The sequence below is a fragment of the Holophaga foetida DSM 6591 genome (assembly GCF_000242615.2).
GTDB lineage: Bacteria > Acidobacteriota > Holophagae > Holophagales > Holophagaceae > Holophaga > Holophaga foetida.
Genome location: NZ_KI912268.1, coordinates 1331894 through 1354047, shown reverse-complemented (window position 1 = coordinate 1354047; position 22154 = coordinate 1331894). Strand labels below are relative to the sequence as shown.

At 62.9% G+C, this 22154-nt stretch carries 24 protein-coding genes; 7 read left to right on the top strand and 17 right to left on the bottom strand.

Going from position 1 to position 22154, the window contains the following annotated elements; all coding sequences use genetic code 11:
• Positions 1-82: 82 nt before the first annotated feature.
• Positions 83-472, bottom strand: coding sequence for a hypothetical protein (locus HOLFODRAFT_RS0205805; RefSeq protein WP_005036702.1), 390 nt, complete (start codon positions 470-472; stop codon positions 83-85).
• Positions 473-745: 273 nt separating this feature from the next.
• A complete protein-coding gene (gene nikR, locus HOLFODRAFT_RS0205800; RefSeq protein WP_005036703.1) occupies positions 746-1153 on the bottom strand; it encodes a nickel-responsive transcriptional regulator NikR in 408 nt (135 codons plus the stop codon).
• A 135-nt stretch (positions 1154-1288) separates the two neighbouring features.
• On the opposite strand from nikR, the gene HOLFODRAFT_RS0205795 reads away from it, so the two are divergent.
• From HOLFODRAFT_RS0205795 to HOLFODRAFT_RS0205785, 3 genes are read left to right on the top strand one after another with little or no spacing between them, the layout of a single operon-like run.
• Positions 1289-2266: an energy-coupling factor ABC transporter permease gene (locus HOLFODRAFT_RS0205795; protein ID WP_005036704.1), complete on the top strand. Its 978-nt coding sequence runs from the start codon at positions 1289-1291 to the stop codon at positions 2264-2266.
• Position 2267: 1 nt separating this feature from the next.
• Positions 2268-3074, top strand: coding sequence for a cobalt ECF transporter T component CbiQ (cbiQ, locus tag HOLFODRAFT_RS0205790; RefSeq protein WP_005036705.1), 807 nt, complete (start codon positions 2268-2270; stop codon positions 3072-3074).
• Positions 3071-3823: an energy-coupling factor ABC transporter ATP-binding protein gene (locus HOLFODRAFT_RS0205785; RefSeq protein ID WP_005036706.1), complete on the top strand. Its 753-nt coding sequence runs from the start codon at positions 3071-3073 to the stop codon at positions 3821-3823. The genes cbiQ and HOLFODRAFT_RS0205785 overlap by 4 nt, the downstream gene beginning before the upstream one ends.
• Positions 3824-4632: 809 nt before the next feature.
• Here the strand turns inward: HOLFODRAFT_RS0205785 and HOLFODRAFT_RS0205780 are convergent.
• From HOLFODRAFT_RS0205780 to HOLFODRAFT_RS0205755, 6 genes are all read right to left on the bottom strand, one after another.
• Positions 4633-5127 (bottom strand): methylated-DNA--[protein]-cysteine S-methyltransferase, encoded by a 495-nt coding sequence (locus HOLFODRAFT_RS0205780; RefSeq protein ID WP_043485780.1) that lies wholly within the window; start codon positions 5125-5127, stop codon positions 4633-4635.
• A gap of 329 nt (positions 5128-5456) precedes the next feature.
• Positions 5457-5789, bottom strand: coding sequence for a hypothetical protein (locus tag HOLFODRAFT_RS0205775; protein ID WP_026939077.1), 333 nt, complete (start codon positions 5787-5789; stop codon positions 5457-5459).
• A 21-nt stretch (positions 5790-5810) separates the two neighbouring features.
• A complete protein-coding gene (locus HOLFODRAFT_RS0205770; RefSeq protein ID WP_005036711.1) occupies positions 5811-7163 on the bottom strand; it encodes an FAD-dependent oxidoreductase in 1353 nt (450 codons plus the stop codon).
• A 2-nt stretch (positions 7164-7165) separates the two neighbouring features.
• Positions 7166-7411 (bottom strand): ATP-binding protein, encoded by a 246-nt coding sequence (locus HOLFODRAFT_RS24775; protein ID WP_005036713.1) that lies wholly within the window; start codon positions 7409-7411, stop codon positions 7166-7168.
• 324 nt (positions 7412-7735) lie between these two features.
• A complete protein-coding gene (locus HOLFODRAFT_RS0205760) occupies positions 7736-8770 on the bottom strand; it encodes a helix-turn-helix domain-containing protein (protein WP_005036714.1) in 1035 nt (344 codons plus the stop codon).
• Positions 8771-8825: 55 nt separating this feature from the next.
• A complete protein-coding gene (locus HOLFODRAFT_RS0205755) occupies positions 8826-9575 on the bottom strand; it encodes a phosphatase (protein ID WP_005036716.1) in 750 nt (249 codons plus the stop codon).
• Positions 9576-9750: 175 nt separating this feature from the next.
• Here HOLFODRAFT_RS0205755 and pta point away from each other — a divergent pair, with 175 nt between their 5' ends.
• Positions 9751-10761, top strand: coding sequence for a phosphate acetyltransferase (pta, locus tag HOLFODRAFT_RS0205750; RefSeq protein ID WP_005036717.1), 1011 nt, complete (start codon positions 9751-9753; stop codon positions 10759-10761).
• Between the two features lie 48 nt (positions 10762-10809).
• On the opposite strand, the gene HOLFODRAFT_RS0205745 is transcribed toward pta, so the two are convergent.
• The gene (locus HOLFODRAFT_RS0205745; protein WP_005036718.1) at positions 10810-11376 is read right to left on the bottom strand and encodes a hypothetical protein; all 567 of its coding nucleotides are present in this window, start codon (positions 11374-11376) and stop codon (positions 10810-10812) included.
• A 141-nt stretch (positions 11377-11517) separates the two neighbouring features.
• Here HOLFODRAFT_RS0205745 and HOLFODRAFT_RS0205740 point away from each other — a divergent pair, with 141 nt between their 5' ends.
• Positions 11518-11922: a VOC family protein gene (locus tag HOLFODRAFT_RS0205740; RefSeq protein WP_005036720.1), complete on the top strand. Its 405-nt coding sequence runs from the start codon at positions 11518-11520 to the stop codon at positions 11920-11922.
• 436 nt (positions 11923-12358) lie between these two features.
• Here HOLFODRAFT_RS0205740 and buk read toward each other — a convergent pair whose 3' ends face one another.
• From buk to HOLFODRAFT_RS0205705, 7 genes are read right to left on the bottom strand one after another with little or no spacing between them, the layout of a single operon-like run.
• Positions 12359-13450, bottom strand: coding sequence for a butyrate kinase (buk, locus tag HOLFODRAFT_RS0205735; protein ID WP_005036721.1), 1092 nt, complete (start codon positions 13448-13450; stop codon positions 12359-12361).
• Positions 13447-14565 (bottom strand): HD domain-containing phosphohydrolase, encoded by a 1119-nt coding sequence (locus HOLFODRAFT_RS19680; RefSeq protein ID WP_005036722.1) that lies wholly within the window; start codon positions 14563-14565, stop codon positions 13447-13449. The genes buk and HOLFODRAFT_RS19680 overlap by 4 nt, the downstream gene beginning before the upstream one ends.
• A gap of 16 nt (positions 14566-14581) precedes the next feature.
• The gene (locus tag HOLFODRAFT_RS19675; RefSeq protein ID WP_148300371.1) at positions 14582-14977 is read right to left on the bottom strand and encodes a DMT family transporter; all 396 of its coding nucleotides are present in this window, start codon (positions 14975-14977) and stop codon (positions 14582-14584) included.
• 20 nt (positions 14978-14997) lie between these two features.
• A complete protein-coding gene (locus HOLFODRAFT_RS0205720) occupies positions 14998-16005 on the bottom strand; it encodes an NAD-dependent epimerase (protein ID WP_005036725.1) in 1008 nt (335 codons plus the stop codon).
• Between the two features lie 3 nt (positions 16006-16008).
• Entirely contained in the window at positions 16009-17715 is a 1707-nt protein-coding gene (locus HOLFODRAFT_RS19670; RefSeq protein WP_005036726.1) for an ArnT family glycosyltransferase, read from the bottom strand.
• A complete protein-coding gene (locus HOLFODRAFT_RS0205710; protein WP_005036727.1) occupies positions 17715-18050 on the bottom strand; it encodes a lipid-A-disaccharide synthase N-terminal domain-containing protein in 336 nt (111 codons plus the stop codon). Before HOLFODRAFT_RS0205710 ends, HOLFODRAFT_RS19670 begins: the two co-directional genes overlap by 1 nt.
• Positions 18047-18802, bottom strand: coding sequence for a glycosyltransferase family 2 protein (locus HOLFODRAFT_RS0205705; RefSeq protein ID WP_005036728.1), 756 nt, complete (start codon positions 18800-18802; stop codon positions 18047-18049). The genes HOLFODRAFT_RS0205710 and HOLFODRAFT_RS0205705 overlap by 4 nt, the downstream gene beginning before the upstream one ends.
• A 227-nt stretch (positions 18803-19029) precedes the next feature.
• On the opposite strand from HOLFODRAFT_RS0205705, the gene HOLFODRAFT_RS0205700 reads away from it, so the two are divergent.
• Positions 19030-19770, top strand: a complete 741-nt coding sequence (locus HOLFODRAFT_RS0205700) for a nitrilase-related carbon-nitrogen hydrolase (protein ID WP_005036729.1) — start codon at positions 19030-19032, stop codon at positions 19768-19770.
• A 7-nt stretch (positions 19771-19777) separates the two neighbouring features.
• Here HOLFODRAFT_RS0205700 and pepQ read toward each other — a convergent pair whose 3' ends face one another.
• On the bottom strand, positions 19778-21085 hold the full coding sequence (gene pepQ, locus HOLFODRAFT_RS0205695; RefSeq protein WP_005036731.1) for a Xaa-Pro dipeptidase: 1308 nt from the start codon (positions 21083-21085) through the stop codon (positions 19778-19780).
• 116 nt (positions 21086-21201) lie between these two features.
• On the opposite strand from pepQ, the gene HOLFODRAFT_RS0205690 reads away from it, so the two are divergent.
• Positions 21202-22131, top strand: a complete 930-nt coding sequence (locus HOLFODRAFT_RS0205690) for a hypothetical protein (protein WP_005036732.1) — start codon at positions 21202-21204, stop codon at positions 22129-22131.
• The last annotated feature ends 23 nt before the right edge of the window (positions 22132-22154 follow it).

The following is a 22154-nucleotide window of genomic DNA, read 5'->3' as shown; positions in this document are numbered from 1 at the left end:
GACAGCTTTCGGGGCTGAATCTGGTATGACCATATCATGTGGTGTGTTACGTAAAATACAAAAGTGCTATTAGTAGTGATTTTTATATCGAAACTTTATTAAGTGTTTTGTTTTCATCTTTTGTATTGGAGATCGGGATCTCGTGGATTGCGGATTCCGGGACATCTGCATTCTCTGTCTCCCGGAGGATCCAGAAAGACAGGGTCTGGGCGGCATCTTCTGGCGCAGGGGGCTTATGCGCACGGATGGACCGTTGGATCAAAAGCTCCAGAACCTCCTTGTGGCGTTCTCTTTCCAGGTGGATGCCCCGTTGTTGCAGCACCTGGTGCAGGGTTTGAGACGCGTCCAGGAAAATATCGATTGCCTGGGGGGCTTCTGCTTCCTGAGGCGCCAATGCTGGCTCCTCCCGCCATGGGGAGATGGGCTTGAAGGCAATGGAGGGCTGGCTTCTCCTGGATCCCAGCTTCAGCATGGTGCCTCCTTCCTGGAATGACCGAGATGTGGTTCATTCGGGAATGTAGCACTAAAAAAATAAACGTGTTACAAATCGAGAAAAAAATATCTAATGTCAGAAACCAGTAACCCTAGGTGGAAAGGGCCGCCGCGACTGGGTCTGCCTGCGTGTGTTACGCGAAGAAAATAGATGGCACGGTTTTGGGGGTTGGGGTATAGGTATGGTGATCATACCAGAGCCCCCATGCGTCTCTCTCTCGAAGCCCTCGAAAGCCCCTCCTTGACCCCTCGTCTAGCCGACGGCGGAGCAGACCAGGTGGCCGTGCTGAACGCCCTTGGTGGCGATGAGGGCGTCCGCGATGCGGCGCACCACTTCGGTGGTGCCCTTCACGATGATGACCTCCAGGCAGCTGTGGGCGTCCACATGGACGTGGGTGGTGCAGAGGATGGAGGCGTGATGGTCGTGCTGGAGTTCCGCCAGGACTTCGGAAAGGCCCCGGGCGTGGTGGTCGTAGATCAGGGTCACCGTGCCGAAGACCAGGGCGTTGGGCTGTTCCCAGGCGCTTTCCACCAACTCCTGGCGCACCAGGTCACGAATGGCCTCGGAGCGTGTCCGATACCCCTTGAGGGCGATGCGGTCATCGAAGCGCTTCAGGAGATCGCCCTCCATGGACACTCCGAATCTCTCCAGCTGGGACATGGTGACCTCTGTGTGTTACGGTTTTGTTGTTTTGTGGTACGGATGGCCGAATTTTGTAGGCAGGGGATGGCGAGGTGGCTGTTCCCCCCGATTCTGGCACAACTTTCCAACCCTTCTGCCATCTGAGGACATTCCATGCACATGGCTGATGCCCTTCTCTCCCCTGCGGTCGGTGCCACGATGTGGGTGCTCTCCGGGGCCACTCTGGGGCGCAGCGCGACCAGGGTGCGCAAGACCCTGGACGAGGGGCGCCTGCCCCTCATGGGCGTCCTCGGCGCCTTCGTCTTCGCCGTCCAGATGCTGAACTTTGCCATCCCTGGGACCGGCTCCAGCGGCCACCTGGCGGGGACCCTCTTCCTGGCCCTTCTCCTGGGACCCCACGGGGCCTTTCTGACGGTGTCCTCGGTGCTGGTGGTCCAGGCTCTCTTCTTCGCGGACGGCGGACTCCTGGCCCTGGGGTGCAACCTTTTCAACATGGGTTTCTTTCCGGCCTTCGTTGCCTATCCGCTCATCGTCCGTCCGCTGCTGGCGGGGGCTCCGGGACAGGGGAGGCGCGCCCTCGGAATCATTCTGGGAGCCGTCATCGGGCTCCAGCTGGGCGCCTTCGGGGTGGTGCTGGAGACGATCCTTTCCGGGCGCACGGCGCTGCCCTTCAAGGCCTTCCTCTACGCCATGCAGCCCATCCACTTGGCCATCGGACTGGTGGAGGGACTGGCCACACTGGCCCTGGTGGCCTTCCTGGCCCGGACCCGGCCCGAACTGCTCGAAACCCAGTCCCGGGGACGCTCTGCATGGAAGGGGGCCCTGGTGGTGGCCGTCATGGCTCTTGTGGCCGGGGGCTGTTTCTCATGGTTTGCCTCGACCCGCCCCGATGGCCTGGAATGGGCCCTGGCCAAGGTCGGCCAGCAGGAGATTGAGGCTCCCGAGCAGAGCCTTCACGGCAGGATCGCCCACGCCCAGGCCAGGACGGCCCTGATGCCCGACTACGCCTTCAAGGGAGGCGGGGAGTCCCGGGGCGCGACTTCCCTGGCTGGGGTGGGGGGCGGCGTTCTGACCCTGCTCATCGTAGGTGGCGTGGGGATCGCCCTGCGACCCCGCCGAAAAATGGCCTGAGGTGGCGAACTTCGGCGATCACCTGCGGGAGTTGGGGGCCCTGGACCGCCTAGCCTCCATGGACACGCCGATCCACCGCCTGGATCCGAGGGCCAAGGTCCTGGCCACGCTCCTCTTTATCCTTATGGTGGCCTCCTTCGGACGCTACGAGGTGTCGGGTCTCCTCCCCTTCGCCCTCTTCCCGGTGATCCTGGGGACCCTGGGGGAGGTGCCCTGGGGTCTGGTGGGGAAGCGGGTGCTCATGGTGCTGCCCTTCGCCCTGGTGCTCGGGATCCTGAACCCCTTCCTGGACCGCTCCCAGGTGGCCTTCGGCTCCTGGACGCTTTCTGCGGGCTGGCTTTCCTTCGCCTCGATCCTGCTTCGTTTCGCGCTGTGCGTGGGCGCCTCGGTGATCCTCATCGCCACCACCTCCATGGATGGCGTCTGCATGGCCCTGGAGCGGCTGGGGCTGCCCCGGGTCTTCACCCTCCAGATCGCGCTGCTCTACCGCTATGTCTTCGTGCTCCTGGAGGAGACCTTGCGTATCACCCGAGCCCGGGAGTTGAGGGCCAATGGCCGTCCCCTGTTGCTTTCCGAATACGGTTCTCTGGCAGGCAGCCTCTTCCTTCGCACATGGGAACGGGCCCGGCGGGTCCATGTCGCCATGCTCTCCCGGGGGTTCGAAGGGGAGTTCCACGGGGCGAGCCCGCCCCACTTCCGCTCGAAGGATGCCGCCTTCCTCATGGGGTGGGGGGCCGTCCTGGTCGTGCTGCGGCTGGTGAACCTGCCGCACCTGCTTGAAAGCTTGCTGAAGGGAGTCGCGTCGTGAGCCATCACCTCCTGGAAGGCGTCCAGCTCTGCCACCGCTACGCCGATGGCACCGAGGCGCTGCGGGGCCTCGACTTCTGCATCCGCCACGGCGAGAGCGTGGCCCTGGTCGGGGCCAACGGGGCGGGGAAGTCCACCCTCCTGCAGCACCTGAACGGCACCCTGCTGCCGACTTCCGGTGCGGTGAAGATTGGCGGAATCACAGTCTGCAAGGAAACCCTGCGGGACATCCGCCGTACGGTGGGAATGGTCTTTCAGGATCCTGACGACCAGCTCTTCATGTCCACGGTCTTCGAAGATGTGGCCTTCGGCCCCCGGAACCTGGGGCTGCCTGATGCCGATGTGGAGACCCGGGTGCGGCAGGCCCTGGACCGGGTGGAGATCGGGCACCTGGCCCACAAGCCCCCCTTTCGGCTTTCGGGTGGTGAAAAGCGCCGGGCGGCCATCGCGACGGTCCTCTCCATGAGCCCCGATGTCCTGGTGATGGACGAGCCCAGCGCCGGACTGGACCCCCGTTCCCGCCGCCAGCTCATCGGACTCCTGAAGGACTTCCAGCACACCAAGCTCATCGCCACTCACGACCTGGACCTGGTGCTGGACCTCTGCGACCGCACCCTGGTCATGCACCAGGGGAAGCTCATGGCAGACGGCCCTACCCGGGAGATCTTCGCCGATGCCGCGCTGCTGGAGGCCTGCCACCTGGAAAAGCCCTTCAGCATGCAGGGGTGCCCGGTGTGTGGAAGGACATAGGCGCCAAAAAGAAAGGGATGGACGGGGATAAAGCGTCCAGTTCGGTGCCCTGTCCTCCCTGGGGCTCACGTTTCCATAGGCCCTCGCAGACAAAAGCATAAATTCCACCACAAAGACTCCAAGGGCACCAAGTTCCACTAAGAAAAGCCTGATGCGTCGACCAGGACACTCCCTCCCGGAACGTGTGCGGCGCCGCCGGGTCCGCCTTCGGGCACACCCCGCGTCGCGGGGCGGTCAAGAGTGTCCAGCCAGTGGCGCGCAGCGGTGGGAGTTGGCTTTCACATTGACCCGGGGCGCAGACATTGATCGCCAGTAAACCATTGGTCGTGGAAGTCGTTTCACACTTTGTATAGTGGCCGTTCAGTTCGCTGGGGTCCGGGGGCCAAGAATCTCGCTTTCTCCGAGGAGAAAAGCATGTTGGCCGCGGATAAATTGGATGCACGCGGACGAAAGACGCGACACTTATCGGCGTTGCGAAGCTTTACCTTCCCATTTCGGCCTCAGACGCGCAGGATGCATCCGACTCAAAGAAGTCGACCAGGGCACCTGGGGCCGCCCATGGACCCTTTTTTTATCCGCGTTTATCCGATTTATCCGCGGCTGATTCTGCTTTTTTACCGATCCTATGCGATGGCGGAGGCCTGAACGCCTGCTTAGTTTATTGATTGCGAATCGGGATCATCCCCGTTAATCCCCGGCAAAATAGCTTTCTTGATTGGGATGAAGAGGTCTGGCCAGGGGAGAAAGTCGGCAGTTGAGCGCCCGGTTCTTCAAGGGGCCTCAGGCTTCATCCCGATGGATCCCGGCTCCTACAGTCCCAGCCCCCCAAGCGCCCCTTCGAGGATCAGCAGGGATTCCTTGATCTCCAGGCCCCAGGCGTAGCCGCGAAGGCTGCCGTCGGTGCCCACGACTCGGTGGCAGGGGATCAGGATGGCGATGGGGTTGGCCCCAACTGCGGTACCCACGGCCTGGGAGGCGTTCTCGTTGCCGATGCGGTTGGCCAGCTCGTGGTAGGAGAGGGTCTGCCCGTAGGGGATGCTCAGCAGCCGCTCCCAGACCTGCACCTGGAAGGGGGTGCCGCTGGGGTCCAGGGGGATGGTGAAGGTCTGGAGGGTGCCCGCGAAGTAGGAATCCAGCTGGCGCTGCAGGAATCTGAAGGTTTCCTGGAGGGCCTTGGGGGGCAGGGGCATGGTGGCCTTGGGATCCAGGCCACCGAAGGCCAGCTGCTTCAGGCGACCCTGTTCCGTAAGGGCCGCCCACATGGGGCCGTAGGGTGAGCTGAGCTCGTAATGCCACACTCGCATGGCAAGCATCATCGCAGGAGTGGGGATGTTCTGCGATAGGGATGTGTCGCCAGCTTTGCCTGGAAAGGCATCGTCAGGCAAAGCTGGGCGATCACGAAGGCGCTGCTCCTTGATAGACGCAATGGCCCCCGTGACGAAGGCCTAGTCGATGAAACGCGTGACCCGGCTTCGAGCGATGCGGAAATATCTGGCGATCTCGCTCACCGGATAGCCTTTCGCCTGGGCGAGGATCACTTTTGCCCTGAGGTCCTGCGGCGATTGGCTGCGCGCAAAATAATACAAATGAGGCCCTCTGCATGGATTTCTCCCGCAGGGGGCCCCTTGCCTGACTACTCGGGCTTGTAGGGATACTGTTCCATGGGGATGTCCTCAGTGGACACTTCCATCTGACCCTTCACATTGCGGACGACGGTCCACTTGAGCCAGTTGGCGTTGTCAGTCTTGGGGAAGTCCTCGCGGAAGTGGAAACCGCGGGACTCCTTGCGGACCAGGGCGGAGCGATAGAAGAGCTCGGCACTCAGCACCATGGCCTCGGCATCGACGCAGCGGCACAGCTCGTGGGGGTCTTTGGCCTTGAGTTGCTGGACCTTGGGCTTGAGCGTCTCAAGCTCCGCCAGGGCCTTCAGCATGCCGACCTCGGTCTTGACGACGCTGTAGTCCACCGGGGAGATCACATCCTGGACCTAGTGGATGAGCTCGTGGGCTGTGAGGCTGCCCTGGCGCTCCATCGGTGCCAGGATCCGGGTCTTCAGGGCCTGGACCTGTGCGGGGTCCAGATCGGCTCCAGGGCCGAAGCTCTTGACCGTCTTGGCGTGCAGGGCGGCGGCGGGGCCTCCCTTGCTGCCCATGAAGAGGGCGTTGAGGATGCCCGTGCCGTGGATCTTGGCCGGGGGGGTCGGAACCGCGCCGCCCCGGGCGCTGCCGCTGCCCGCGACATTGCCCACCGCGAACAGACCTGGGACGGTGGTGGCCATCTGGTGGTTCACCCGGACGCAACCCAGCTCCCCGATGAAGCCCGGCACCACCTGGTAGGGCTGGCCCATGGGGAAGTTGGCCTTGACGGCTTCGCGGTGCATCTGGTCCAGGGCCTTGGGGTGGAACTTGAAGAAGGCCGGGTGCGAGAAGATGCTGGCGTCCACGGAGATGGGGGCGTTGCCCAGCTTGAACTCCTGGAGCCAGGCGTTGGCCGCGACGGGGTCCATGGAGGAGTGCAGGCCGGGGCGATACTTCTCGCTGACATTTTCCCCCTTGGCATTCTGCAGGTGGTCGTGGGCGATATGGGCGCCGCCGTGGACGCCGTAATAGAGCCAGCCCTTGGGATCGACCCGGGCGAAGTCGCACATGCATCCGAATTCGGCATTGCGCATCTCGGCGCCCGCCCGCCAGGCCGTGGCCAGGCCGTTGCCCGTGCCGCACCAGAGCAGGGTGATGTCGTAGTTCTGGGAACCGTTGGCCAGAATGACCGTGCTGCACTTGAAGATGTGGAACTCGCCGTTCTGAACCTCAAAACCGACCGCTCCGATCACCCGTTCACCCTGTTTGAGCAGGTCCACGACGGCGATGTGGTCCATGAACCGCACGCCGAGCTTCTTCGCGTGATCGGACATGTTCAGGCACATGTCCGGATCGATGGCGGCGGTGCCCCAGGGGAAGGGCCACTTGGCGTAGTCGATCTTGCCCTTTTCGTTGTGCAGGATTTCCACGCCCCAGGTGGCCAGCTGTTCGGTGATCCGGCGGCTGCAGTGGGCCATATCCCGAAGAAGGACCTGGTCGTTCAGGTAGCAGCCGATTTCCTTCAGGTTGTAAGTGACGAAATCTTCAGGGTCATCCTCACCGGTGACGAAGCTGAGGAGGCCAGCGGTGCGGCCCGCCATGCCAGCATAGCCCTTGCTGGCCACGGCCTTGTCGACCAGCAGCACGTCAAGGCTGGGATCGGTCTCCTTGGCGGTGATGGCCGCCGTGAGGCCGGAGATGCCGCCCCCCACGATGAGGATATCGGCGGAGAGGACTTTCCCGAGGGAATCGAGCTGGGCCATGATTACCACCCCTTTGCGTTGGACAGGGTTCTGGGGATGTACTTGCTCGCCCAGTCCGGGATGATCTCCAGGGCCTGGGTGGGGCAGAGCTTTTCGCAGTAGCAGCAGATCTGACAGTCTGCAGGGTAGGCCAGCACCGGAGCGCCCTTGGGGATGGACGTATCCCATTTGAGGGCGTTCACGAAGCAGGTGTCCACGCACTTCCTGCATCTCGTGCAAGCTTCTTCGTTGAGCTTTAGTGAATGCATAGGTTTGCACTCCTTATAAAGAGATGAGTATTCGAATCGTATTGATCGAATACTGGAACTGTGATTGTTGATTGCCTTGCTGTTTTTTATGTATATGCAGGTATGGATTGGGCATCGAATGAGTCGATGGGACGATAATGATAAAGTGGTTTATTTAACGATTGTTTTTGCGTAATTATTTAACTATATATTTTGAAGTCGTTCCACTCACACTGCACGCTGGAATAAAGGGGATGTCCTGGGATTATTGTTCAGGAAAGCGATCCTGACTTCCAATGAAACCCCTTGGTACTTTCGGTGGATGCTTGACCTTTTCGGCAGGAATCAGGGCTTGGATGCTTCGGGAAGCTGGCTCCTGTATCGCTCGGGAGCCAGGCCGATGGCCTTGATGAAGGCCCGGTTGAAGCAGGGGGGCTCGGCGAATCCCAGAGTGAAGGCGATCTCCTTGATGGAGAGGCCCGGTTCGGCCAGCAGGTGCTTGGCCCGATCGATCATGAGGCTGTTCTGTATGGCTCGGAAAGATGTCCCCTCCAGGGCCAGCTTCGCCCTAAGGCTCCGCTCCGGTATCTCCAGAAGGGCAGCTACCTCCGGAAGCTTCGGGAGGCGATCCGATGGGGCGTCCGCCAGGATCCTCCGGATCTGGCGCTCGAGATAGGAATGGCTGAACTCTTCCTTCAGCCTGGCCTTCAATCGTTCCTCGCAGAAGTGCCGGACCCCTTCGTCCGCCATGGGGGAGGGGATGTCCCCCCATTTCCGCGGCACCCTCAGTTCGTTGCAGGGCTGTTCGAAGATGCAGGGGAAGGGGATGTACTTCGCATATTGGTCCGCATAGGCCGGGGCTTTGAAGGCGAAACGGGCTTCGCAGGCCGACCAGTCCACCCTGGGGAGGACCTCCGACTGGACGCGCACTCCGGTCATGACGGCCTGCTCGATGAGGCTGACGTTCTGGGCCAGGGAAGGAGGGGATGCCTCGTAGTGGGAGATCATCCAGGTGTCGTCGAGACTGACGCTCAGGCGGAGGTAATGGCCGAAGCAAAGCTCGAATGCGTCATGGCCGAACTGGCTCGCCCGGCTCATGGTGCTCTGAGTGAGGAAGACCAGGCCCGCGAATCCGAAGGTGCTGCAGCGCTTCAGCAGGCCCAGGCGTGCCCCCAGGGCGGGAATGCGCGCCTCCTCTTCGAGGATTCGCAGGGCGCTGAGGTAGTGGTCGAAGCTCAGGCTGCCGGGGCGAACTCCCAGGCGCTCAAGAATGGAGCCGTCGGAGGCTCTAATGCCTTCTTCGGCCATGATGGTCTCCAGGTCCTCGAAATAGTATCTGAGGACCCTTTGGCGCTCGGCTTGAAGGGTGGGATAGTGCATGGCGGCAGCATTAATGACCAGCTTTGCACAGATATCAGGAGAACAGGAATGACATTCATCCTTGCCGCAGGGCCATCAACTCCGGGATGCGCGCATGTCCCCGCCGTTCCAGGAAGTCCAGGAATACCCTGGGCGAGGTGTTGAGGAGGCGTTCCCTGGGGAAGCCCGCCTCTTCGATCAGTTCACTGGCTTCGCTGAAATCGCCCAGGGAGGGGGCAAAGTGGGCATCCGAGCCCATGACCAGGGTGGCCCCCAGGTCCCGGGCGGCTTCGGCAATAAGCCTGCAGTAAGGCTTGCTCCCCTTGCGGGATACGCTGAACGAAGAATTGTTGATCTCGATGGCCACGTTGCAGTCCACGGCTGTCTGGACCACGGCCTCGATATCGATGGGAAAGTTGGGATTCCCCGGGTGGGCGATGATATCCGCCTGCCCCCGCTTCATGACGTTGATGAGGGCTCTGGTGTGCTCCTCGCTGGACCTGGGTGCGAACACCGGCTCGTGGAAGGCCGCCAAGATCAGGTCCAGGCCATCGGGGCTGTCCCCGGGCAGGTCGAGGGTGCCTTCGATGTCCCGGATATTGGCTTCGATGCCCCGCAGGATGCCAACCCCGTCGACGATTCGGGGGATCACCCTGAGGTTGATGAAGTGCCAGGGGTGGGGGGCGTCGGGCATCCTCGGGCCGTGGTCGGTGTTGGCGAAGAGGCGGATGCCCCTGCGCTTGGCCTCGGCGATGTATTCCCCCAGGGTGCTGTACGCGTGGGAGCAGGCGATGGTGTGGGTGTGGGGGTCTACTGGGAAGGGCATGGCGGGATCCTGCTTTTTTTGATTCTAGCGGTTTCAGCTGCGTATCTCGTGAAATGTTCGATTTTGATAATGGTGTCCCGGGCGCGGTTTGCTTGTAAAAAAGCCGGAGATTTACATCCGGGAGGCTTGAAGCCCCTTGGAAGCTGGCAGACTGGAAGGGTTGAAAGGAGCCATCATGAATGCCAATCACCAAGCTTGGTTCAAGACCTTCGGGGAGCGCGCCAAGGGACTGGGTCGCCACATCGTCCTGCCCGAGGGCGTGGATGACCGCACGCTCGTAGCCTCTGACAAGATCCTGAAGGAAGGCCTCTGCCGCCTGACCGTGCTTGGCAATCCCGAGAAGATGCAGGCCCGGGCCAAGGAACTGGGGATCTCCCTCGAGGGTGCCACCCTGCGGAACCCCGAGACTGATCCCGAGGCGCAGACCCTCGCTGATGCCTTCTACGAGTCCCGCAAGCACAAGGGCATGACCCCCGAGAAGGCCGCTGAGACCCTGAAGTCGCCCCTCTACTTCGGCGGCATGATGGTCAAGCTGGGCCAGGCCGACGGCTTCGTCGCTGGTGCCCTCAATACCACCGGAGAGACCGTCCGAGCCTGCCTTCTCACCATCGGCGTGGCCAAGGGCATCAAGACCGTCTCCAGTGCTTTCCTGATGGTCAGCCCCGATGCCAGTTTCGGCGAGAAGGGTGCCCTGCTTTTCGGCGACTGCGCTGTGAACATTGATCCCAACTCTGACCAGCTGGCCGATATCGCCGTGGCCTCTGCCTCCTCCGCCAAGGCCCTGCTGGGCATCGATCCCAAGGTGGCCATGCTGAGCTTCAGCACCGCCGGATCTGCCGAGCACGCCTTCGTGGACAAGGTCCGTGAGAGTGTCAAACTCGTCCGTGAACGCGCTCCCGAGCTCCAGGTGGATGGCGAGATCCAGTTCGATGCCGCCATGGTGCCCGCCGTGGGCCAGAAGAAGTTCCCCGGCTCCAAGGTGGCTGGCAACGCCAACGTCCTGATCTTCCCCAGCCTCGAGGCTGGCAATATCGGCTACAAGATTGCCGAGCGCCTGGGCGGCTGCAGCGCTGTGGGTCCCTTCCTCCAGGGCCTGGCCAAGCCCGGCAACGACCTCAGCCGCGGATGCAACGCCGAGGACATCGTCAACACGGTGATCCTGACCATCATGCAGAGCGCGCAGTAAGCGTCTCGCCGTGATATGAAAAGCGCCCGGTTCCGCCGGGCGCTTTTTCTAGGTTCTGGTCTTTTCCTGGGCCTTGATGTGCTTGAAGGAGCCCAGCAGAAGGTTGGGGCCCTGGGTGGCGATGCCAGCCTCCAGGGTTTCCGAACCATACTGGAACTGGTTGAGCCGGAAGGATAACTGCATGGGACCGAGCTCCGGGAGGCTTTGAAGGACGGCGAATACCAGGTGGACCAGGACTTCATTGGTCTGGTGCTGGATGGTTACCGATCTGTCCAGCAACAGGTTCTGTTCGTGCTTGTTCAAGGGCCGACAGTAGTAGATGACTTTATCGTCGAACAGGATCTGTGATTCCCTGGTGGAGACGGTGTAGACCTTGCTCTTGTCGGAAACATCAAACTTGAAGGCGGAGCCCTTCTTGAAGGCTGTCATCAGTTCCTGGAATTTCGGATGCTTGAGGTAAGGAGCCCCGTAATTGGTTTTCTTGGGGACTGGTCTCAGCTCACCTGCGGTCGGACCGTACATCATCTGGTTGTAGCGGTTGGCTTCAAGCCGTTCCTCCGGGGACTGCTTCCTATCCTTTTCCTTCTTGGGGGCTTTTTTGGCAGATGCAGTCATTGGGGTCCTTGTCGCACATGATTTCCAAGGTTGATTGTTGCACAGGCCGACCGGGCCGCCGCCTTTCTGCTCACCCCAGCGGAGATCGGCTCTATCATGCTTGTGGCCTCGTGAAGAGCCGAGGCGTTTCAGGAGTGTTCCGTGGCATCACCAGACGCTGGCATTGCAGGCTTTCACCATGTGGCCATCCGGGTCAGTGATTTCGACCGGAGTCTGGCCTTCTACACAACGGTGCTAGGTTTTCCGCTGGCCCGGACCTGGGGTGAAGGAGAAGGGCGCGGTGCCCTGCTGGATGCAGGATCAGGCAACTATCTGGAAGTTTTCGCGGGGGGAACTCCCCCCCTGAAACCTGAAGCCCACTGGTTCCACCTGGCCTTGCGCAGCCGTGACTGCGCGGGGCTTCTCGAACGGGTCAGGGCCGCGGGTGCTCCTGTCACGGTCGAACCCAAAGACATCGTCATTCCCAGCGCGCCGCCCCTGCCAGCCCGGATTGCGTTCTTCACCGGCCCGGATGGGGAGTCGATCGAGCTGTTCCAGGAGAAATAGTCGGTCCACCCGGCGCTTTGAGGGCCACGGATCCCGGTTTCCCCGAGGAGAAAAGCCTACCCGATTATCGGTTTGCTTCAGCCAAACCCGAGGGGCTAGGAAGGCCTTTGGCAGGCACCGAAAGGCAATGACTTCAGCTGGGATGCAAAGGATGAACAGGATAAAGCAATCAGCGGGCAACGATGGTTCACAAAGGCGATCTGGCCCGCCCCGCTATGCGGGGGCGCGCGGCAAAGCCGCACGCGTTCAGGAAGGGCAAGGGGGCGTAGGCACGCCCACGTGCCATAGCCCCCTCGCCCTTCCTGAACCTAGCCAGAGCGCCGAGCCTCCTGTCAGCTGCTTTTCATCCCTTTTATCCTGGGCATCCCAGCTCATGTCTTTTTCGGCTGAGCAAAGCCGATAATCGGGAAATCGTCTGCTATGACTGCAATTGGCATCAGTTCCGCTGCGCGTAGTCCTTCGCCTCTTCCCGGCCCTCCAGCACCCTCAGGGCGCCTTCAGCCAGGGCGAGCATCTCGTTCTCGCCGGGGTAGAGGGTGATCCCCGCAGGGAGGGCCGCCAGACCTTTCAGAAGCTTGGCCATCAGGGGTTCGCTCCGGGCCACGCCGCCGGTGATGATGATCTGGTCCACGGACTCGCCGTCGAAGGCGGGCCAGAGGGCGGCAATGGCCTTGGCGATGGCGTAGACCATGGCGTCCAGGACCTCCACGACTTCGCTCTCTCCTGCCAGATAGCGCTGGGTGAGGACCCGGACATCGGATGTGCCCAGGAGGTTCATGAGGCCCCCCTCTCCCACCACCATGCGGCGCACCTGATCCCGGTTGTGCCGACCGGAATAGCAGAGGTCGATCAGTGGAAAGGCTGGCAGGGAGCCTGTCCGCTGGGGGGAGAATGGGCCTTCACCCCCCAGGGCGTCATTGACGTCCACGCATCGTCCGTGGTGGTGGGCTCCTACGGAGATGCCTCCCCCGAGATGCGCCACGATGAGGTTGAGGGCGTCGTAGCGGCTGCTGCGCTCCGCAGCGAAGCGGTGCCCGCTGGCCACCTGGCTCAGGGCGTGGCTGATGGGCCGTCGACGGATTCCCTTCAGACCTGTGATGCGGACCCGCTCCAGAAGCTCATCCACCACCACCGGATCCACGATGAATGCCGGTTTCCCGGTGTCTTTTACCAGTTCGAAAGCCAGAAGCCCGCCGAGGTTGGATGCGTGCTGTCCCTGGACACCCGTCCGGAGATCCTCCAGCATCCGTTCGTTGATGCGGTAGGTTCCGTGGGGAAGGGGGTGCAGGAGCCCCCCTCGGCCCACCACGGCGTCCAGACTGGCCACCTGGACCTGTTGCGCTTCCAGAAAGCCCTGGATAGCCCGCAGGCGAAGGGGGAGCTGGTCCTGGATGTTCGGCAGGCAGCGTAGATCCACAGGGAGGTGAGTGAGCTCGGAGGAGGCCTGCTCTGAGGTGCCTTCGAATAGCGCTATGCGGGTCGAGGTGGACCCGGGATTGACGGCCAGTATCCGGATACTTGAATTCATCTCAGGTATTCTTCTCCGGCGAACTGATCCGGGTGTGCGTTGAGGATGGCCCGGAATGCCTCGAAATGGTTCAGGAACACGTCTACCAGCCTTCCATCGAAATGGCGATCCCGGTTTTCCCGGATGTACTGGAGGGTCGCCTCCTCGCTCCAGGCCCGTTTGTAGATCCGCTTGCTGCTGAGGGCATCGTAGACATCCACCAGGGCGGTGATCCGCGCCTCGATGGGAATGGCTACTCCGGCTTGGCCTGCGGGGTAGCCCGTGCCATCGAACTTCTCATGGTGGCATGCGGCGATGCGGGCGCCCATCTCGATGAAGGGGACGGCGGAATCCCGCAGGATATTGGCGCCCATGGTGGTGTGGGTCTTCATGATGATCCACTCCTCGGGGGTGAGGTGCCCGTCCTTCTGGAGGATGCGGTCGGGGACGCCGATCTTGCCGATATCGTGCATCTGGGCCGCGGCCCCCAGGTGCTCCAGGGTGTTCTCGTCCATGCCCAGTATGCGCCCCATGGCGGCGGCGTAGAGGCCGATGCGTCGCACGTGGGCGCCGGTTTCGTTGTCCCGGTGCTCACTGGCCGCCAGGAGCCGGAATGCGATCTCCTCGCGGCTCTGTCGTATCTCAGTGGTCTGCTCCCGTACCTTCTGGGCCAGGATGGCTTCCCGGTCCCGGAAGTGCAGTTCCAGCATCCGTCGTCGCAGGGCATTGGCCACGGCCACCAGGATGCCGTTGGTCTTGAAGGGCTTCAGGACATAGCCGTAGGCTCCGAGCCGGAGGCACTCCATGGACATCTCGACGTTGTCCAGGGAACTGACCATCACGATGGAGGTCTCGGGAATCCGGGGCTGGATGGCCTTCACCAGTTCGATGCCGTTCATGCCCGGCATCTTGATGTCGCTCAGGATCAGGTCCACCCGCTCCCGCTCCAGAAGGGTCAAGGTTTCCGGGCCACTTGCCGCCTCCAGAACCTCGAAGCCGTTCCGCTGGAGGATCTTGATCAGCATTATCCGCACGATCTCCTGATCGTCCACCACCAGGACCCGGAAATCCCTCGGCTCCTGCCCAGGCAGGGGCCACTCGAAAGGCATGGGCTTGAACTGGGTGGCTATGAGCATGGGAGCAGTCGTCTGGCTACCTGGAACGGCCCGTGGGGGGGGTGGGGGTGGCCTCGTTCTTCCCACTATAGGCCTGCAGGCCCACCCCGGCCATGATGATCGCCAGAGCCACCCAGCGCATGGTCGGGATGGACTCCCCCAGGATGAGGCGGCACATGAAGGCGTTGGCCAGGAAGCCCAAGGCCAGGAAGGGATAGGCGAAGTTCACCGAAACAAACTTGAGGGCGGCGGCCCACACCACCACGCTGAGGGCGTAGCAGGTCAGGCAGAGCAGCATCCAGGGGTTCAGGAAGAGGCGGATGAGGGGCATGAGGCTCCACTGCATCCCCTCGGCCTGGACAGCCTTCTTCATGACGATCTGGGCGAAGGCGTTCAGGAGGACGCCGGTGACGATGAGGGGAAGGGCTTTCATGTGGGGATTCATGGGCGCTTTCAGAGGGAATAGAAGTCTCGGTACCAGCGGACGAAGTGCCCCAGGCCCACCGCCAGGGGTGTATAGGGCCGATGCCCCAGAAGCGCCGTCAGGGGGGAGGTGTCGGAGCTGGTCTCCAGGACATCTCCCGGCTGGATGGGCTTCATGACCAGCTTGGCCTCCTTTCCCAGGAGGCGTTCCAGGGTGTGGATGAAGTCCATCAGGAGAACGGGCTCCCCGTTGCCGATGTTGTAGATCCGATGGGGGGCTGAGCTGGCGGCGGGATCGCCGGTCTCCACGGTCCAGGTCGGGTCGGGCTCCGGTTGGCGTTCCAGAAGGGCCACTACGGAGTCGGCGATATCGCCCACATAGGTGAAGTCACGCTTCATGGCGCCTTCGCCGTAGACATCGATGGAGCGGCCTTCCAGGATGGCCCGGGTGAAGGAGAATGTGGCCATGTCCGGTCGTCCCCAGGGCCCATAGACCGTGAAGAACCGCAGGCCGGTGGTGGGGATCCGGAAGAGGTGGGCATAGCTGTGGGCCATCATCTCGTTGGCCTTCTTGGTGGCGGCATAGAGGCTGATGGGGTGGTCCGTGCGCTGGGCGGTGCTGAACGGGGTCTCCCGGTTCATGCCGTAGACCGAGCTGGAACTGGCGTAGATGAGGTGCCCGACGCCGGTGTTGCGGCAGCCCTCCAGGATCGCCAGATGGGCGGTCAGATTGGCGTCCACATAGTCGAAGGGGTGCTCGAGGGAATACCGGACCCCAGGCTGGGCCGCCAAGTGGATGACGCGGTCGAAACGCTCCTGTTCAAAGAGGGCGGCAGTCGCGGCCCGATCCGACAGATCCATCCGGACGAAGCGGAAGCCCTGCCGCCCCTCCAGGCGGGCCAATCGGGCCTCCTTCAGGGTCAGGTCGTAGTAGGGTGTGAAATTATCCACACCCACGAGCTCCAGGCCCTGGTCCAGCAGGCGTTCGGCCACATGATGGGCGATGAATCCGGCGGCACCGGTGAGGAGTATCTTCATGGGCTAATTCTGCGCGTATGGGATGAATCTGTGAATGGGTCCCTCGGGGACGGTGCCCTTGGGGCGGGCGGAACCCGGGGGGAGGAGGAGCCAGTTCTCGCCGTGGCGCTTGCCCAGGGGCTGGGCCTGACTCAGGTCGAACTGCCCCGACAGGTGTCGCTGGGGTCCCATCACCCAGCGGTCGGCTCCCTCCGCCTGCCAGTGGGCCGCCAGAAGGGCCTGCTGGGGGAAAGGCATGAGATAGGGCAGGTGGTTCAGGGGGCGCCCTGTAAATAGCAGGAACTGCTCCTTGTAGGCCACCAGGACCACCTGGGAGCCCGGAGGGGTCAGGGCTTCCATCCGCCTCATGGTGCTTGCGGGGGTCCTGGCCTCATTGATGGCGGGACTGATTCCGAAGCCGACGAATAGCCAGAGGGCGGCCAGGATGGTCCCCAGGGCCGCGAGGATGGAGCGGCGGAAGGTGATCATGGCCGCCAGGCAGGCCAGGGCCAGGAGTGAGGCCGCCAGGGTGGGGGCCTGGGCTCCGGCCTCCACGAGTTTCCCGGTGAGTTCCGGCTTGGCGAAGAAGATCACCGGCAGAGCCACGGCCAGAAGGGTCAGGAGACCCGCCAATCCCCACCACAGGCGACGGGGCCATGGGCGCTCCAGCAGTTCCGGCAGGTAGGGTGCCGTCGCCAGGACCAGGGCAGGGACCGCCGGGAGGATATAGACCCCCCGCTTCCCCGCAGAGCACGAGAAGAAGATCAGTACCAGGACGAGGTAGCCAAGCAGCAGGGTGATGCGGCGGTCTCCCTCCCGGACGGCCTTGAACCAGGGAAGCGCCACCAGCCATGGCAGCAGCAGGGAGACCGGGAGCCAGAAACCTGGGATCACGGAGACGATGTAGTCGTACCAGGGGGCGACATGGTGCCAGGAGGCGCCATAGCGGGTGACGGTCTGGCGGAAGAGGATGTTGTTGCGGTACGCCAGGAAATCCGGGTTCCCGCTGGCTTTCACCACCAGAAGCATGGGCACAACCCAGAGCGCCATGGCCAGCAGGAGGCAGAGGGGGCCCACGAGCCCCTTGGCCCACGCCTTGCCACCTGCGGCCTTCAGTTCCTGGCGATGGGTCCAGAGGGCCGGAATCAGGACGAAGAGGGCCAGGATCCCGACCCCCTTGGTGATGATTCCCAGCCCTGCGGCGAACCAGCCCAGGGCGAACCAGTCCCAGCCGCCCTCCGTTAGGAAGCGGAGCAGGGCATAGACCCCCAGGGTGATGAAGAAGGTCACGAGGGCATCGATCTGGGCTGTGCGGGCCTGGAGGGTGAACTGGACGACGAGGAGCATCAGGAGGCCAGCCCGCCAGGCCGTGGCCCGGTCCCAGAGGCGCCGCCCCAGGTCGAAGACCAGGGCGAGGGTGCCCAGGGAAGCCAGGGCCGAGGGCAGCAGGAAGGCCACCCGCAGGGAACCCGTGAGCTTGTAGAAGCAGGCGATGGCCCACATGAACATGGGCGGCTTGTCGGGGTAGAGCTCCCCGCCCCGCATGGGGAAGAGCCAATGTCCGGAATCCACCATCTGGCGTGCCACCAGGGCGAAACGGGGTTCATCAGCGGGCCAGGGGTCCCGAAGCCCGATCCCCGCCCCGAAGATGATCAGTCCGAAGAGCAGGAGCAGGAGCAGGGCTCGGCGCTCGCTTTCGGGGCCGTTCATGGCAAAGGCATCGTTCGGCATCAATGGGTCGCCTTTTCGCGGTTCCAACCCCGGTGCTTGATGTCCAGGTAGAGGCTGTACAGGGCCGTGAAAGACGGGAAGAGGTTCTGCAGGACCCCCACCGAGTCCTTCTTGGCCGAGAACAGGAAGTAGCTGAGAGTCATCAGGCTGCCCACCACGCTCATGTACCAGAAGAGGCGCGGCATGACCGGCTTGCCGGCCCGCTTGGAGGCGATGAACTGCACCAGCCACCGGCCCCCGAAGAGGGCTGCGCCGATGTATCCAATGAGTTTCCAGGCGGTGACCACCAGGCCTGTCCACTGGAGCCAGGGGATGGGGGTGTCCATAGGACTCATGGCAAGGTTTCCCGGATCACCACGGCCTTGGAGCGGCGCTTGAGCCACCAGACCCCGAGGACGTCCACCAGGCCCACCCAGAGGCGGTTCCAGACGCCGTAGTTGGAGACTCCGGCCACCCGGGGACGGTGGTTGACGGGGTGGACGATCATCCGCCCCCCCTGGGCTTGCACCAGGGCTGGGATGTAGCGGTGCATATGGTTGAAGCCGGGGAGGCGCAGATACCAGTCCAGCCGCAGGGCCTTGAGGCCGCAGCCCACGTCGGGTACGCCATCCTGGAGCAGCCCGTTCCGGAAGCTGTTGGCGATCCTGGAGGACATGCGCTTGACCCAGTCGTCCCGGCGGTTCACCCGATGGCCGATGATGCCCACGGTGAGGGGATCCTGTGCGTTTGCGGCCAACAGGGCGCGGAGCATGCCGGGAATATCGGCTGGATCGTTCTGGCCATCGGCATCCAGGACCACCATCCAGGTCCCCCGGGCGGCCCTGGCACCCGTAAGCACCGCCAGGCTCTGGCCGGAGCTCCGCTCGTGGCGCAGGAGGCGCAGGCGGTCATAGCCTTCACCTCTCAGGGCCAGCAGGGTTTCCCAGGTGGCGTCCGTGCTGCCGTCATCCACATAGACCAGTTCGTAGTCGAAGGCCCCGTCCATGGCGGTCCGGATCTCGGCCACGAGTGGACGGATATTGTCCACTTCGTTCTTGGCCGGGATGATGATCGAGATCGTGGGGAGGGGGTGACTGGATTCTTTCATGTGCCTTCCGGTCCGGAGCAGGGTTCGCTCAAACCCGCCATTCTACCGCCAAAGGGGCTTGGGGCAGAAGGACTGGGTGTGGGGAGGGCGGTGACCAAAGGCCGCCTGGTTAGCGTTTCTGTGCGGTTTTCCCGGCGATGGTTCCGAATTCAGGTCACGGCCCGACGCGTCTTCCCCCGTCTCCCCGAAAGACTATGCTTGGCATAGAGAGCTCCCCGAGGTGTCCCATGCGAGTCCATCTTTCCCGCTTCATCTGCCTGGAGGTGGCTTCCAACCTGATCCGCTTCGAGCTGGAGGCGGACCATGCGGCCCGGAATGGAGCCGATCTGGTGGTGTTTCCCGAGGCCTTTCTCCACGGCTACACCCGGGAACTGCCGCCCCAGGAGGTCCGCCCCATCTTCCAGCGCATCAGCGGGGATCATCCTGGGGCCACCTTCGTCTTCGGATCCTTCACGGAGGATCGCCGGAACCGGATGACCATCTGGCGGGGAGGGAAGGAACTGGGGCACTACGACAAGGTTCACCTCTTTGCGCCCCATGGCGAGCTTGAGGTCTGGGATCCAGGGAACTGTTATGCGGCGGTGAAGGTGCAGGACTGGACCCTGGGGCTCCTCACCTGCAGTGATATCCGCTTTCCCGAGCAGGCCAGGACCCTGAGGCTCCAGAGCCAGTGCGATGCCCTGGTGGCCGTCGCCTGGTGGCCCTGGCGTCGGGATCACGTCTGGGAAACCCTGCTCAGGGCGAGGGCCATGGAGAATGGGATCTACACCCTGGGGTGCTGCGTGGCCGCTTCCGAATTCCCCGGCGAGATCTTCTCCGGGGCGGGGAACCACGTCTTCGATCCTCTGGGGGAGCCTCTCCACACCGCCGATGACCGTACCTACCACCTGGACAAGGACCGCCTGGATGATGTCCTGGTGGACCCCTTGAAGACCTACGTGGAGATCTCCAGGGTGGAGTGTTTCTGATCCCTCATTAATCGGGCAGGTGCTTCCGTGTGAGGTTCCTTGGCCCGTCCTGGGTCACAAGCACGTTGTCCTCGATGCGGATGCCGCCCAGGGGGGTCAGTTCGTCGATCTGCTTCCAGTCGAAGCGGCTGGCGTTGTCGCCTTCGCGGAAGGGGCGCAGGAGCATGGGGATGAAGTAGAGTCCCGGTTCGACGGTGATGAGGTGCCCGGGGGTCAGGGTCTGGGTGGTGCGAAGGTAGGGGTGTGCCGGGGGGGCTGGCTGGACGCTGCCGTCAGGCGAGGCCAGCTTCCCCGCCACATCGTGGACCTGGATGCCCAGGAAATGCCCCAGGCCGTGGGGGAAAAAGGGGCGGGTGAACCCCTTGGCCACCGCCTCCTCGGCATCGACCTTCAGGATGCCTGCCTCCTGGAGCAGGGCGCCGATCTTGAGGTGGGACAGGTGGTGGACCTGGCCCCAGGGCCTCCCGGCGATCACCTCGTCGCAGAGCTCCCGTTCCAGCTTCTCGACACCGTTTCTCAGGGCTTGGAAGCGAGTGTCGCAGCTGTCCTTCACGGTGGTCCGGGTGATGTCGGAGGGGTAGCCCAGGTGGCGGGCTCCGCAGTCGAGGAGCAGCACCCGGCCCTTCCGGAAGCCCCGCTTCTTCTCGTAGTGCAGGGTGGCGCTCTTCTCATCCAGGGCCACGATGCTGGGGAAGGCGAGTTCGTGGTCCAGGCAGCCGACGGCCTGCACGAAGGCGTAGTGGATCTCCAACTCGGAGGCTCCGGCCAGGAAAGCCTTGCGCCCGGCCTCATGTCCCTTGGCGCCCAGGATCGTGGCTTCCTCCGTGCAAGCCACCTCGTAGGGGGTTTTGAGGGCCCGGCCCCAGTCCAGGTAGGACATCAGACTCGAAGGGTTGAGTTCCAGCTCCGCCCCGGTGGCCCGGACCAGTTCGTTGCCGACGTAGGCCCCGCGCATGGGCTTGCCCACGGCCTCCCAGACCGCGTCCACTGTGGGGGCCTCCACCAGGTCGAAGTCATTCAGCCAGAAGGGGTTTCCCAGGGGGAGTTGCTCGTACCAAAAATCCTCTGGGGCGTAACGGATCAGCTGGGGCTTCCGGCCCGGTTGGAGCTTCAGGACGTGGTGGGGGCCCTCCAGGGGGCAGTAGTGGCGGAAGTGGGGGGTGGTGTTGAAGGGGGCTTCCTGGTCATCGGCGAAGTAGGTGAAAGGCTCACCGCTGGAGATGATCAGCGTATCGAAGCGGGTGGCTGAGAGGGCCGTTGCGACCCAGTGCATCCTTTCGCTCAGGTGGTCATGGAAGAGGGCGGTCAGGCTCATGCTTGGCTCCTCGTCTTGGGAGACGATGTTGCGATTATGGGGCAGTGTGTCCCTGAAATCCTGCTGGAAACGGGATTTACCATGCGTAGAATGGGGACACTTTCCCTGGAGTATTCATGCGCCTGATCACCCGATCGGACTTCGACGGCTTGGCTTGTGCAGCACTTCTTGAAGAAATCGGACTGATCGATGACTTCCTCTTCGTCCATCCCAAGGATGTCCAGGACGGGAAGATCGAGGTGGGGCCTGATGATGTGCTGACCAATGTTCCCTACGCAAGGGGCTGTGGCCTATGGTTCGATCATCATTGCAGCGAGGATCAGCGTCTGGCCATGGAGGACGAGAAGATCGAGTTCGTCGGCGCCTCCCGGGAGGCCCCCAGCTGCGCCCGGATCATCTACGACTACTACGGGGGGGCCGAGAGGTTCCGCAAGTTCGACGAGAGCGGCCTGATGGACGCGGTGGACCGTAGCGATTCCGGGAACCTGACGCGGGAGGAGGTCCTGAACCCGTCGGGGTGGGTGCTGCTTTCCTTCGTCATGGACCCCCGCACGGGGCTGGGGCGCTTCAGGGACTTCCGCATTGGCAACCACGGCCTGATGAAGGACATGATCGGTTACTGCCGCACTCTGGGCATGGAGGAGATCCTCCAGGTGCCGGACGTGCAGGAGCGCGTGGAGCGGTACTTCCAGCAGGAGGAAGCCTACGAGGCCATGATGAAGGCCCACAGCCGGATGGATGGGAATGTCCTGGTGACGGACCTCCGTTCCGTCGAGGAGATCCCCTGCGGCAACCGTTTCGTGGAATACGCCCTCTTTCCTGAAGCCAATGTCTCCGCCCGCATCCTCTGGGGCCGCGGACGCCAGAACATCGTCCTGACCGTGGGGCACAGCATCCTCAACCGCACCTGCCAGAGCGATATCGGGGCCCTGCTGCTCATCCACGGGGGGGGAGGTCACCACAAGGTGGGCACCTGTCAGCTGGATGCCTCCATCGCCGAACATCACATCTCCGGCATTATCGAGGCGCTCAAGACCATGGGGTAGGCATCATAGGGATTGGGGAGTGA